At 46.7% G+C, this 13,353-nt stretch carries 11 protein-coding genes; 9 read left to right on the plus strand and 2 right to left on the minus strand.

Features of this window, described 5'->3' with window-relative positions; all coding sequences use genetic code 11:
* Together DXA57_RS15700 and DXA57_RS15705 are read left to right on the plus strand one after the other, a co-directional pair.
* Positions 1–2,763 (plus strand): DUF7507 domain-containing protein (locus tag DXA57_RS15700; protein ID WP_147345710.1); only part of this gene is annotated, 2,763 nt, incomplete at its 5' end.
* A 181-nt stretch (positions 2,764–2,944) separates the two neighbouring features.
* Entirely contained in the window at positions 2,945–4,264 is a 1,320-nt protein-coding gene (locus DXA57_RS15705; RefSeq protein ID WP_158571347.1) for a sensor domain-containing diguanylate cyclase, read from the plus strand.
* Between the two features lie 79 nt (positions 4,265–4,343).
* Here DXA57_RS15705 and DXA57_RS15710 read toward each other — a convergent pair whose 3' ends face one another.
* Both DXA57_RS15710 and DXA57_RS15715 read right to left on the minus strand, forming a co-directional pair.
* A complete protein-coding gene (locus tag DXA57_RS15710; RefSeq protein ID WP_117768214.1) occupies positions 4,344–6,131 on the minus strand; it encodes an ABC transporter ATP-binding protein in 1,788 nt (595 codons plus the stop codon).
* Positions 6,132–6,145: 14 nt separating this feature from the next.
* Positions 6,146–7,933 (minus strand): ABC transporter ATP-binding protein, encoded by a 1,788-nt coding sequence (locus tag DXA57_RS15715; protein WP_117768215.1) that lies wholly within the window; start codon positions 7,931–7,933, stop codon positions 6,146–6,148.
* 132 nt (positions 7,934–8,065) lie between these two features.
* On the opposite strand from DXA57_RS15715, the gene DXA57_RS15720 reads away from it, so the two are divergent.
* The 7 genes from DXA57_RS15720 (at position 8,066) to DXA57_RS15750 (ending at position 13,251) form a co-directional block, all read left to right on the plus strand.
* Entirely contained in the window at positions 8,066–8,983 is a 918-nt protein-coding gene (locus tag DXA57_RS15720) for a helix-turn-helix domain-containing protein (RefSeq protein ID WP_117768216.1), read from the plus strand.
* 131 nt (positions 8,984–9,114) lie between these two features.
* Complete coding sequence (rpsF, locus tag DXA57_RS15725) at positions 9,115–9,402, plus strand: 30S ribosomal protein S6 (protein ID WP_117768217.1); 288 nt, start codon at positions 9,115–9,117, stop codon at positions 9,400–9,402.
* Positions 9,403–9,426: 24 nt separating this feature from the next.
* On the plus strand, positions 9,427–9,909 hold the full coding sequence (locus DXA57_RS15730) for a single-stranded DNA-binding protein (protein WP_117768218.1): 483 nt from the start codon (positions 9,427–9,429) through the stop codon (positions 9,907–9,909).
* 18 nt (positions 9,910–9,927) lie between these two features.
* Positions 9,928–10,191, plus strand: coding sequence for a 30S ribosomal protein S18 (gene rpsR, locus DXA57_RS15735; RefSeq protein ID WP_117768219.1), 264 nt, complete (start codon positions 9,928–9,930; stop codon positions 10,189–10,191).
* A 189-nt stretch (positions 10,192–10,380) separates the two neighbouring features.
* Positions 10,381–11,037, plus strand: a complete 657-nt coding sequence (locus DXA57_RS15740; RefSeq protein ID WP_199612755.1) for an IS607 family transposase — start codon at positions 10,381–10,383, stop codon at positions 11,035–11,037.
* Positions 10,967–12,130, plus strand: a complete 1,164-nt coding sequence (locus tag DXA57_RS15745) for an RNA-guided endonuclease InsQ/TnpB family protein (RefSeq protein WP_117768221.1) — start codon at positions 10,967–10,969, stop codon at positions 12,128–12,130. Before DXA57_RS15740 ends, DXA57_RS15745 begins: the two co-directional genes overlap by 71 nt.
* A gap of 194 nt (positions 12,131–12,324) precedes the next feature.
* Positions 12,325–13,251 carry an alpha/beta fold hydrolase gene (locus DXA57_RS15750; RefSeq protein WP_117768222.1) on the plus strand — a complete coding sequence of 309 codons (927 nt, stop codon included), beginning with the start codon at positions 12,325–12,327 and terminating at the stop codon, positions 13,249–13,251.
* The last annotated feature ends 102 nt before the right edge of the window (positions 13,252–13,353 follow it).

Genomic DNA, 13,353 nt, shown 5'->3' on the forward strand with positions numbered 1-13,353 from the left:
AGCCCTGATCCGGAGAACCCGGACGTACCGGTAGAACCAGGCAAGAAAGAAGATCCTACCGATCCTGCAAAAACCAGCCTTCAGGTAGTCAAGACCACCATCAGTGAGCCGGCAAACGGCGAGACGTATGCACTTGGCGAGACGATCGAGTATCGCATCACGGTAACCAACACCGGAAACCTGACAGTAAAAGATGTGAAAGTGCTCGATGAGCTGACCGGAAACACCGGCGATAAGGCTCTGGTTGTCGAGGAACCGCTGGCTCCTGGAAAGAAAGCGGAATTCAACGTAAGCTACACCGTAACGGAAAAAGACATCCTTGCAGGCAGCGTAGTCAATGAAGCAACCGCAACAGGAACAAGCACCAATCCGGATGATCCGAAAGTACCGGTAATCCCGGGTAAGACCGAGGATCCTACGGATCCTGCAAACGGCCATCTTGTTATTACCAAATCCACCACTAGCGAGCCTGCGAATGGTAAAGCCTATGCACTTGGCGAAACGATCACCTATAAGATCATCGTGAAAAATGACGGAAACCTGACAATAAAAGACATCGAAGTAACGGATGAACTGACTGGAAACATCGGCAACAAGGCATGGAAGATCGAAGAACTGGCACCTGGAAAACTCGAAGAGTTTACCACCAGCTACACCGTAACGGAAAAAGATATCCTCGCAGGCAGCGTAGTCAATGAAGCAACCGCCAAAGGAACGAGCCCGGATCCGGAGAACCCGGACGTACCGGTAGACCCAGGCAAGAAGGAAGATCCTACCGATCCTGCAAACGGACATCTGAACATCACGAAGACGACCACCAGTACACCGGCCAATGGAAGTGCCTATGCCCTTGGCGAGACGATCACCTATCAGATCACCGTGAAGAATGACGGAAACCTGACAATAAGCGACATCGAAGTAACGGATGAACTGACCGGAAACATCGGCGATAAGGCATGGAAGATCGACAGCTTAAGCCCGGATGAAAGCAAAGTATTTACAGCTGAGTATAAAGTGACAGAAGCAGACATCTTAAAGGGTGAGGTACACAACGAAGCCACTGCCAAAGGCAAGAATCCGGATCCGGAGAAACCGGAAGTACCGGTAGATCCCGGAACCAAAGACGAGCCGACAGTGAAAGCAGAACCCAGTCTTTTCGTAGACAAGGAAGCAAATCAGAAGGCAGGAGGCTATGCACTTGGTGAAGAGATCAGCTATACCATCCGCGTACTGAACAATGGAAACGTAACGATCAGCAACATCACAGTAACAGACGAAATGACCGGTCTCAATGAGACGATCCCGACACTGGCAGTCGGAGAGGAAAAGACCTTCACTACTACCCATAAAGTAATAGAAGCAGATATCCTCAAAGGAAAGATCCTCAACGTTGCAACAGCAAAGGGAACGGATCCAAAAGGAAACCCGGTAGAAAAAGAAGACACCAAGGAAATCGACACCGAGCGGAAGAATGCTCATGTAACGCTGGAAAAAGAAACAACCAGCACACCTGCAGACGGTAAAGCTTATGTGATCGGCGAAACGATCACCTACCAGATCACCGTGACTAATGACGGAAATCTGACAGCAACCAACCTTGTTGTAACCGATGAACTCACCGGAAACAGCGGAGAAAATGCATGGAAGATCGAAAGTCTGGCACCGGGAGAAAGCAAAGTATTTACAGCAGAATATACCGTGACAGAAGCCGACGCCCAGGCAGGTAAAGTAGTCAATACCGCAGCAGCATCCGGAACGAGTCCGGATCCGGAAAAACCGGAGATCCCGACCACACCGGGAACCAAGGAAGTTCCGACGCAGGATAACAGCGGAACGATCCAGATCACCAAGAACCTGACTCTGGATGGCGAAAGCATAACCGCGAAGGATGTCACCTTCTATGTGGCGCTTTTCGAAGATGAGGCCTGCACAGTAAGACTGACCGAAGCAAAAGGACTGACCTTTAACGGAACCTCTTCTGCAACAGTTACCTTTGATCATGTGCTTGTCGGAAAGACCTATTATGTAAGTGAGACCGATGGAAATGGTAATGTTGTGACAAACGGCAGTATCAACGGAACACCTTACATGGCAGACTTCTCCGATGGAAGAAGCGTCACAGTCAGCGAGACAAACGGAAGTGCAAGCCTGACATTCACCAATGTATTTGGAAATCTGCCGTCCGATCGCTTCTATAAAGATGCAAGACTGACACTTACGAAGAAAGTCCTGGATGCAGACGGAAAGGCAAAGAAGAGCAATGAGACCTTCTACATCGGCCTCTTTGCAGACGCAGCACATTCTCAGCTGACAGACCGTACCACAGAAAATGTGATCGCACTGGATATGAATGGAGCTTCTGAATCCGCAGCGAAGACCATCAACATCGTGATCTCCGCTGACACACCGGCTACCTTCTATATCGCTGAGGTAGATAAAAACGGCAACCCGGTAGGCAAAGACTTTGCATACAAGGCAACCGTGGATCTGCCGGAGGTTACCTTAAGTGAAACCAACAACAATGTTTCTGTAGTGATCACCAACCAGGAAAAGGCAGAAGAACCGACAGAAACAGAAGAGCCGACAGAAACAGAAGAACCGACAGCTAAGACCACTGAAAAACCGGCAGATAAGACAACGAAAGCACCGAAGACAGGTGATAATACCAACATCTGGTTATATGTAACACTGATGATGCTTTCCGCTCTTACCGGAAGCGGTTACGCAGTACGCAAACGGAGAAAAAACCGTAAAGCGAGATAAGCAGTAAAGAACGGAGGGGCGTGGAAAAATCCACGCCTCTCTTTCTTTCATGAGACCGTTATAAGACCGGAAAACGGTAATATAATACTATATTATTATGTAGAATTGCGGGAGCTGCTTTGCAGCGGAGCAATTCGCAGACATCATCTTATTTATGATCACAGAAAATGGGGGGAAAAATATGGGATATGACAGGATGGAACAGGAAAAAAGCCCCACAGAAATGATGTATGGTCTCACGCGTGCTTTCTATGAAGAGAAGGATGCGGAGAAGATCGTAGGCTTTTATGATCCGAAAGCCATCTGCTGGTTTGGAATGACAGAGCGCGGGGAAGCTTATCATATCCAGAGCCTGAGAGAAAAACTGCAGACGATTTTTGAGAGTATGCAGAAGACCTGTATGGAAAAAGAAAACTATCGGGTGGTGACGGAAAATAATAAAAGCTGTATGATATCCGGAAATCTGGCACTTCTGGAAAATGGTGAGAGGATTGAAAATGAGATTTCTGCTTTCTGGACTTTTTTTCAGGGAGTCTGGTATCTGAGCCGGTTTTCGATCCAGCATGCCGGGATGACACCGGAACCGGAAAAACAAGTCTTGGAAGAAAAACTGGATCTGGAAAAAAGCAGAAACCAGACACTGATGAATCTGATACAGGGGAGCGTGCTGGAATATGATGTCCTGAAGGATCAGCTGGATCTTTATATTCAGAGAAGTATGAGGGAACCGAAAAAGCATATGGTATATCCGGATCTTGTCAAATCCGGAAAAGCTCTCTTTCAGGCTGCTGTTCATCCGGATGACAGAGAAAAACTGGAGAGAGCCTTCCTGAAAAATCAGGACTACCGGATCATTGAGTTCCGCTTTCAGGAAAAAGAAGGCTTTTACTCCTGGAAACGCCTGACCCTCCAGAAAGTGCGGGACTCCAAAGGAAAACTGCTTCGGATCCTCGGAAATGTTGTGGACATCAGCCTGGAACGGGAACTGTTGGAAGAGGCACGAAAGGACAGTCTTACAGGGGCCTATAACCGGTATGGGCTTCGTACGTGTCTTGAGAGCTATTGTGGAGAATTGAAACGAAGAAAAAGAGGAGTCAAAGGAGCCGTCCTTCTTCTTGACCTGGACAACTTTAAAAACCTGAATGATACCTGCGGCCATCCGGCAGGAGATCAGGTTCTGAAAGACCTGGTAGAGCTTCTGAAAAGTCATTTCAGGAGCGATGACAAGATCTTCCGTATGGGTGGCGATGAATTTCTGATCCTGATGAAGGACATTCCCGGAAAGGATATCGTCTGCCGGAAAGGACAGGCGATCGTAGAAGATTTCTCAAAATATGCCGCGCAGTATGACACCCATGGTATTCCGCTGAGTCTCAGCATCGGAGCAGTGGTCTTTTCCGGAAAGAGCAGTGGTAGCCGTGAGATTTATCAGAGAGCGGACGAGGCTCTCTACAAAGTCAAACGCAGCGGAAAAAAAGGCATCCGCATTGACGAAACCTGATTTTTTCTGCATGTATGAGAAAGTCAGAAAACATAAAAACTGCCGCTTCGGAAAGTGAGAATTCCGGGCGGCAGTTTTTCTATGCAGTCTTATGGACTTCATCCAGCTGAGCGGTATAAAGCTTGTAATAGTGGCCTTTTTTTGCCATGAGTTCTTCGTGGGTTCCGGTCTCCAGGATGCCGCCGTCGTCAATGTACATGATCCGGTCACAGTCGCGGATCGTGGAGAGGCGATGGGCGATGATAAACGAAGTCCTTCCCTGAAGCATGGCATTGAGACCGGTCTGCAGGGCTTTTTCCGTCTGCACGTCAATGCTGGAGGTGGCTTCGTCGAGGATCAGGATGGAAGGATCCGAAAGCAGTGTCCGGGCAAAGGAGATAAGCTGCTTCTGTCCCTGGCTCAACATGGAGCCGCGCTCCCGGACCTCCGTATCATACCCTTCCGGCATCCGGCTGATGAACTCATCAGCGCAGACGATCCGGCTGGCCTTCTGGATTTCCTCTTCTGAGGCGGTCAGTTTGCCGTAGCGGATGTTGTCTCCGATGGTGCCGGAGAAAATGAAGCTGTCCTGCATCATGATCCCCATCTGGGAACGGAGAGAGTGGATGGTCACATCAGAGATATCCTGGCCGTCAATGAGGACACGGCCGCTGTCCACGTTGTAGAAACGGGAGATCAGGTTGACGATGGTGCTTTTTCCTGCCCCGGTAGGTCCTACCAGAGCGATACTTTCCCCGGGTTTTACGGTGAAAGAGACGTCTTTCAGGATCTTTTTGCTTTTATCGTAGGAGAAGCTCACATGGTCGAAGGTGACCTCGCCGCGGATCTTGGGCATTTCCCGGGCATTTTCCTTGTCGGAGATGGTTACGGGCTCATCCATGGTCTCAAAGATACGTTCCAGGTAGGCGATGTTGTTGATGAAGTTGTTGAAAATGTTTCCGAGATTCATGATGGGCTGCCAGAAAAAGGAAGCATAACTGGAAATTGCCACAATGGTTCCAAGAGATTTGTTCCCTTCTCCGAAAAGCACAAGGCCGAAGAGAAAGATCGCAGCCCGGACGCAGACGGAGATGGAGTCAATGCCTGGCCACACCAGGTTGGAGTAACGGACAGCGGTGTTCCAGGTCTGGCGGCAGTCGTTGGAAAGATCCTGGAAAATCCGGGCGTTTTCGTCCTCGCGGGCGAAAATCTGGGTGATCCTGGCGCCTACGATGTTTTCCTGCAGGTAGGCATTCAGGTTGGAATTTTTGTTGGAAACGGCCTGCCAGGCTTTTCTCTGACGGTTCTTGATCCAGAACATGAAGACCATGAGAACGGGGACGCCACAGAGCACCACAAGAGCCATCTGCACATCTACCAGAAACATGAAGATCACGATAAAAAGCAGGTTGAAGCTTTCCAGCAGGATATTGATAAGACCGTTGGAGAGCATGTCCGAGACAGAGTTTACATAGTTGACTACCCGGATCAGGATTTTTCCATGAGGACGGTCGTCGTAATACTGGAAGGGCAGCTTTTGCAGGTGTGCGAAAAGATCTTTTCGTATGTCATAAATGATGCTCTGGCTTACATCCACCATGATCTTGCTGCGGATCGTTGTGAAGATCACGCTGACGGTATAGATGCCGATCAGCACTCCCACCAGAGAAAACAGCAGGCGGAAATTTTTGTCGGGGATCGCCACGTCCAGAGCCCGCTGGATGATCATGGGAGCCACATAGCCGAAGGCTCCGCCGATCCCGCTTAAAAGAATGGCACAGATCATCCGTTTCTGATATTTTTTAATATAGGAAGATGCTCGTAAAAGATGACGGATGTCAAATGGTTCTTCGAGGATCTCATCCTGTTTGTAAGTATTTTTTGCCATGATTTTCCACCTCCTTAAAGTTCATCCAGTCCGGTCTGCAGTTTGATCAGTTCGTAATAATATCCTTTTTTAGCCAGCAGTTCTTCGTGAGTACCGGTTTCTTTGATGTAGCCATCCTGAAGTACGATGATCCGGTCTGCATCCCGGGTCGTGGAGATCCGCTGGGCGATGATGACCTTGGTACAGGGGAAATCCAGTTCTTTCAGAGAATGCTGGATCTGTTTTTCTGTTTCCATATCCACAGCAGAGGTCGTGTCATCCAGGATCAGGACAGAAGGACGGACAGCCAGCGCCCGGGCCAGGGAAATTCGCTGTTTCTGACCGCCGGAGAGACCGACACCCCGTTCGCCCACGATGGTATCGTAGCCTTCCGGCATCTTTGCGATGAAATCAGAGGCAGAAGAGTAGCGGGCAAATTTTACCACATCCTCCATATGGATGGAGCCGTCGCCGTAAGCGATGTTTCCTTCAATGGTGTCGGAATAGAGAAGGACGTCCTGGGTGGCCAGACCGATGTGGCAGCGAAGATCATGAAGCTTCAGATTTTCCACGGGGATGCCGTCAATGAAAATCTCACCTTCCGTAGGCTCGTAAAAACGGGGGATCAGATTGATGAGAGATGTTTTTCCACAGCCGGTCTCGCCCATGATGGCCACGGTCTCTCCGGGATTGACGGTAAAGGAAATATTGTGGAGCACCGGCAGATCTCCGTCCTCATACTGGAAGGAAACGTTTCGGAACTCGATCTTTCCGTCGAAGCGGCCGGGATGGGGTTTGGCATCCTTGTGATCTTTGATCTTCGGTTCGGAGTAGTAAAGTTCCATGACCTTTCTTGATGCAGCGGAAAAACGCTGAAACTCGTTCATGATATTTCCCATCTGGCGCATAGGGTTGGCGATGGCCCAGATGAGACCGGAGAAAGCCACATATTCACCCATTGTGAGCTGACCTCTGATAAGGAAAACGCCGCCGACAGCCAGCATGACAACAGGCATCAGGTTGGCAATGCTCTCCACATAGGGGAAAAACTTCAGCCAGACCATAGCGGTAGCCTTATTGGTTTCACAGAATTCCCGGTTGGCCCGGTCAAATTTTTCAATTTCATGATCCTCCCGCGCAAAGGCTTTGACCACCCGGTTTCCGGAGATGTTTTCCTGGGCACAGGTATTCATCTGGGAGAGTTTTTCACGGAGCAGTGCGTGCATGGGTGCCACCCGGTTCCGAAACAGGCAGATGATCCAGAAAACAAAGGGGGAGATCACCAGCAGACAAAGTGCCATTTTCCAGTTGGTATAGAGGAAAAAAACGGCCGCCGCCGCAAAGAGGGAAAAGGACTCGATGACCATACGGACGATCCAGGCTACCATATGACGGATGGCATCCAGGTCTCCCGTGAGACGGGTCATAAGATCACCGGTGCGGTAGGTGCTGTAAAAAGTCATGTCCTGACGCTGGATCTTGTCATACAGATCATTGCGGACCCGGTAAAGCACAGCCTGGGATACGTTCTCGTAGATCATGCAGGTGCCATAGACAATGACACAGCGCAGGATCGTAAAAAGCACCATGGCAAGGATGAGCCGGTAAAAAAGCGCGCGGTCCGTATTCAGGTTCTGGCGGGCATTTTCACCGGTGAGGAAAAGATCGATGATCTTTCCGGAAAAATACGGGACGGTCAGCTGTAGAATGTTGTAGACTACAGTGCCGGCCATTCCCACAAAATAGATCCCGCGGTAGCCCTTCATGTTTTCCCAGAGCCATTGGAGCTTCGTTTTCGGGAATGGATCAGTCTCTTGTTTCATAATAAATACCTCCTCCATCAGGCAGTTAAAGTTAAAGGGATTGTATCAATTTTTTTCAGAATGTGATATAATCCGATTATTAAAAAATGGAATGTTTCTATTCTTTTGAGTGTACAAAGGAGGAATTTCTCCATGAAAAATCTGTTTGAGTACACGGACATCCTGCGCTCTCCGATCGAAGCGTTTACCTGTGTCACCGGAAGCTTTCCGCTGCCTGTGGAGGCGCACTGGCATTATTTTATGGAAGTGATCTATATGCAGGAAGGCTCCGTTCTGGTGACCTGCAACGATGCCTGCAAGCGTATAGAGGCCGGAAGCGTCATGTTTTTTCCGCCTCAATCGGTTCACACCATTCATGCGGACGGCGGGAAAAGATACCGTTACTTTTGTATCAAGTTTAATCTCAACCGGATCCATCTGACAGGAAGTTACCTGCCGGATCTGAATCTTGCTTTTCGAAGGGTGGCGGCACTTCCCTGTCCGCCGATCCTTTTTACGCCGGAAAATCTCCCGGATGTGGATCTGGGGCTTTTTTTCGAGGATGTGGAACGGGAATACAGGGAAAAGAGGTATGGCTATGACGCATCTATCTATTCCTCTTTTGCATCCTTGATGCTCAAAATCTTAAGGATCTGGCATTGCCAGGGAATCTCGCTTGATCTGGAGAATTCATCGGAGACAGAAGAAACCAGGATCCAGGATATCCTAGTTTATATTGACCGCCATTCCCAGGAGAATATTAATATAGAAGAACTGGCTCACCATTATAATATGAGTTACTCTTATTTTGCAAAAATGTTCCTGAAATATTATGGACAGAGCTGCAAGCAGTATATTGAGTTCATCCGGCTGAGCAAGGTGGAAAATTTCCTGCTGTTTACGGACTATGACCTGAACTATATTGCTGCTGAAACCGGCTTTGCAGACTGCAGCCATCTGATCCGGACCTTCAAAAAGCACTATCAGATCACGCCCAAGCAGTTTCGCCTCCGGAGTCGGACCGTCGGAAATGCTTTCGTTCCGGAAGAAATGAGGGCAGCAGGAAACTGACCGGAAGAAAAGAAGAAAAAAGTGCTTGCCAATTCAAAAAAGGTATGTTATAGTAAAAAACTGTGATATATTATTTTCCTTGTTCCCTGCATGGGTCAGGGGGCCAGAGACCATAAGGAGGTGCGAAGAGCATGAACAAATACGAATTAGCACTGGTTCTGAACGCAAAGGTTGAAGATGACGTTAGAACAGCTACTCTCGAGAAAGTGAAAGGACTGGTTGAGCGTTTCAACGGTACCATCACAAACGTGGACGAGTGGGGCAAGAAGAGACTTGCTTACGAGATCCAGAAAATGAAAGAGGGCTACTACTACTTCATCCAGTTTGATGCAGATGCTGCATGCCCGGCTGAGCTGGAGAAACGTGTACGCATCATGGATAACGTTCTCAGATACCTGATCGTCAGACCTGAAGTATAAATCTGACTGAGAGAAGGAGATTCCATGAATAAAGTTATTTTAATGGGGCGCTTGACAAGAAATCCTGAAGTTCGTTATTCCGCAGGGGACAGTTCCATGGCAATTGCCAGATACACCCTTGCTGTTGACCGCAGATTCGCCAGAAGAGGCGAGGACAACAACGGAGCCACCGCAGATTTTATCTCCTGTGTGGCTTTCGGACGCAGTGCTGAGTTTGCTGAGAAGTATTTTCATCAGGGACTCAAGGTGGTAGTCACCGGACGTATCCAGACCGGCAGCTACGTGAATAAGGACGGACAGAAGGTTTATACGACAGACGTTGTCGTAGAAGACCAGGAGTTTGCGGAGAGCAAAGCATCATCCATGGCGAATGGCAGTAACGGAGGTTACAGCGATTATCAGCCAGCAGCCCCGGCACCGGCAGCAAAGCCTGCACCCAGTGCAGCAGTCGGTGATGGATTTATGAATATTCCGGACGGCATTGATGAAGAGTTACCGTTCGACTAAGTGAAGGAGGTTACCACCATGGCTTACAATAGAGCAGAGAAAAGCGATTCTCCCATGAAGAGAAGAGGCGGACGCAGAAGAAAGAAAGTTTGCGTATTCTGTGGCAAAGAGAATAACGAGATCGATTACAAGGATGTTAACAAACTGAAAAGATACGTTTCCGAGAGAGGAAAGATCCTTCCGAGAAGAATCACCGGAAACTGTGCAAAACATCAGAGAGCTCTGACTGTTGCTATCAAGAGAGCACGTCACATTGCACTGATGCCCTACGTTCAGGACTAATTCATCTATGTATGAGCAGCGCACCATCGAAGGATGGTGCGCTTTTTGCATATAGAGCCTGCACAGCAGGCCGGATTGCGAATGTATGACAGAAAAGGAGATTATATTAAGTAATCAAATTTGTTGACTAACATGATTGAATGTGTTTAAATATACTTAAAGGAGTAAATTATTATGAACACATCAAATATCACAAATTACAAGCCAAAAGATTTTGCTGAACTGTTAGGTGTATCTGTAAAAACATTACAGCGTTGGGATAGAGAAGGAACTTTAAAGGCAAACCGAACTCCAACTGATAGACGTTATTACACTTATGACCAATATCTACAATTCAAAGGAATAAATACGGAAGATGACCAACGTCAGGTAGTTATTTATGCCAGAGTATCTACAAAAAATCAAAAAGATGATTTACAAAACCAAGTTGCATTTTTACGACAGTTTTGTAATGCCAAAGGTATGATTGTAGACCAGTGTATTGAAGATTATGGAAGTGGTCTTGATTACAATCGTAAAAAGTGGAACGAATTATTAGATGAAGTGATGGAACAAAAAATCAAAACCATAATCGTAACTCATAAAGACAGATTTATCAGATTTGGTTACGACTGGTTTGAAAAATTCTGTACGAAGTTCAATACGACCATCGTGGTAGTGAACAATGAAGAACTATCACCACAAGAAGAACTCGTGCAGGATATTGTTTCAATACTCCATATGTTCTCTTGCAGGTTGTACGGACTTCGTAAGTATAAAAAACAAATAGAAAAGGATGTGGAAATTGCTAAAGAGCTTCAAGACGGAAATAAATCCGTCAGAGGAACAGAAAGTCAAGATTCATAAGACGATAGGAACTTGTAGATTCATTTATAATTTCTATCTTGCTCATAATAAGGAACTTTACGACAACGGTGAAAAGTTTATGAGTAGTAACAGGTTTAGAGTCTGGCTTAACAATGAATATCTTTCTGAGCATCCAGAGTATTCGTGGATTAAGAAAGCTTATTCAAAAGCAGTAACACAGTCAGTAAATAATGGACAAACTGCTTTTACAAGATTTTTCAATCACGAGAGTGCTTTTCCTAATTTCAAAAAGAAAGGCAAATCTGATGTAAAGATGTATTTTGTAAAGAATAATCCAAAGGATTGTCGTTGCGAAAGGCATAGAATCAATATTCCGTCACTTGGCTGGGTTCGTATCAAAGAGAAAGGATATATTCCAACAACAAAAGATGGATATGTAATCAAAAGCGGTACAGTTTCAATAAAAGCTGACAGATACTATGTTTCGGTTCTTGTAGAACTGCCAGATAACAAGACAGCTGATAATTCCAATGCAGGAATTGGCATAGACCTTGGATTAAAGGATTTTGCCATTGTTTCTAATGGTAAAACTTATAAGAACATCAACAAGTCAGCAAGACTGAAAAAGCTTGAGAAACAACTTATTCGGGAACAGAGATGTCTCTCCCGTAAGTATGAAAACCTAAAGAAAGGAGAAGTCACTCAAAGGGCGAATATACAAAAACAAAAACTCAAGGTACAGAAACTTCATCATAGGATAGATAATATCCGTACGGATTACATTAACAAGATAATTGCTGAGATAGTGAAAACCAAGCCATCTTATATAGCGATTGAAGACTTAAATGTAAATGGCATGATGAAGAATCGACATCTTTCAAAAGCAGTTGCATCACAGAAGTTTTATGAATTTAGAACAAAGCTTCAAGTTAAATGCAATGAAAATGGAATCGAACTTCGAGTAATAGATAGATGGTATCCATCATCTAAAACCTGTCACTGTTGTGGCGCTATCAAAAAAGATTTAAAGCTTTCAGATAGAATATTCAAATGCAGTTGCGGTTATGTCGAAGACAGAGATTTCAATGCTGCACTTAATTTGAGAGATGCAATAACTTACGAAGTTGCATAACGAAAACGCAAACGTAAGTATGTACCGAAGGCTATTTTCGGGAATTTACGACTGTGGAGTGTACAAGAACTTGTGAGTAGATATGATTTCGGTCAATCAAAAACATACACGGTGAAGCAGTAAGTAGAACTCGTGAGAGTCTACATTATCTCGATGTGAGTATATTTACACATATTTTGAGTGGCAGGAATACTATGACCCATATCATTCATAAAACGATCAAATCCCGGGCTGACGGCCTGGAACTTTCCGTTCTTGAGATCGCTCCGGAAGGGAAACTTCGGGGGATCGTGCAGCTGGTTCACGGAATGAGTGAGAATAAAGAACGCTATCAGCCCTTTATGGAATATCTGGCAGCGGAAGGTTTCCTGACAGTGATCCATGACCACAGAGGCCACGGTGCCAGTGTACGCCAGAAGCAGGATCTCGGCTATATGTACGGAGGTGGTGCAGAAGCTCTTTTGGATGATATTTCTCTCATCAACGAGACGCTTCGGAAAAAATATCCGGAACTTCCGCTGATCCTTTTCGGTCACAGTATGGGATCCCTGGCCGTACGGAGCTTTGTGAAAGAGCACGATGACTGTGTGGATGCCCTGATCGTCTGTGGTTCCCCGTCCAGGAATCCGGCTCTGCCGCTTGGAAGATTTCTGGCAAAAAGCGCAAAACTGCTTTTGGGAGGCCGCCATGTCTGCCATTTCATAGAATCCATTTCCTTCGGCTCCTATGCTGCCCGGTTTTCGGACGAGAAAAACAGGTTTGCCTGGGTCTGCTCGGACCGGAAAGTGGTGGAGGCCTATGCTGCCTCTGAACTTTGCGGCTTTACCTTTACTGCGGATGCCTATCTGACACTTTTTGAACTGATGCGGCGCACATATGATAAAAAAGGCTGGCGGGTAACAAAACCGGAACTTCCGATCCTTTTTGTCGGCGGAGAAAACGATCCATGCATTGGAAGCCGCAGAAAATTTGGCGAAGCCATTCATACGATGGAAGAGGCCGGCTACCGGAATGTGAAAGGCCATCTTTATCCGGGCATGCGCCATGAGATCCTCAATGAAACCGGCAGACAGCAGGTTTTCCGGGAAATCCGGCGGTATTTATCAAAAGAAGGATTTTAAGCTTCCATAACTCTCAAAAAAATGGTATGATTGGAAGGTAAGCATCCATTAACGTATCAGGCAGACGCAGAGATTTTTCTGTGGCTGTATGCAGGAGTTGGA

It is taken from the genome of Blautia sp. OF03-15BH, from assembly GCF_003463065.1.
Taxonomy (GTDB): Bacteria; Bacillota; Clostridia; order Lachnospirales; family Lachnospiraceae; genus Limivivens.

What these genes read in the sequence shown, in the direction of transcription:
- rpsR (WP_117768219.1), top strand. Translation starts at nt 9,928, where the DNA reads ATGGCTTACAATAGAGCAGAGAAAAGCGATTCTCCCATGAAGAGAAGA.
- DXA57_RS15710 (WP_117768214.1), bottom strand. Translation starts at nt 6,131, where the DNA reads ATGGCAAAAAATACTTACAAACAGGATGAGATCCTCGAAGAACCATTT.
- DXA57_RS15730 (WP_117768218.1), top strand. Translation starts at nt 9,427, where the DNA reads ATGAATAAAGTTATTTTAATGGGGCGCTTGACAAGAAATCCTGAAGTT.
- DXA57_RS15745 (WP_117768221.1), top strand. Translation starts at nt 10,967, where the DNA reads ATGTGGAAATTGCTAAAGAGCTTCAAGACGGAAATAAATCCGTCAGAG.
- DXA57_RS15750 (WP_117768222.1), top strand. Translation starts at nt 12,325, where the DNA reads ATGACCCATATCATTCATAAAACGATCAAATCCCGGGCTGACGGCCTG.
- DXA57_RS15705 (WP_158571347.1), top strand. Translation starts at nt 2,945, where the DNA reads ATGGGATATGACAGGATGGAACAGGAAAAAAGCCCCACAGAAATGATG.
- DXA57_RS15715 (WP_117768215.1), bottom strand. Translation starts at nt 7,933, where the DNA reads ATGAAACAAGAGACTGATCCATTCCCGAAAACGAAGCTCCAATGGCTC.
- DXA57_RS15720 (WP_117768216.1), top strand. Translation starts at nt 8,066, where the DNA reads ATGAAAAATCTGTTTGAGTACACGGACATCCTGCGCTCTCCGATCGAA.
- rpsF (WP_117768217.1), top strand. Translation starts at nt 9,115, where the DNA reads ATGAACAAATACGAATTAGCACTGGTTCTGAACGCAAAGGTTGAAGAT.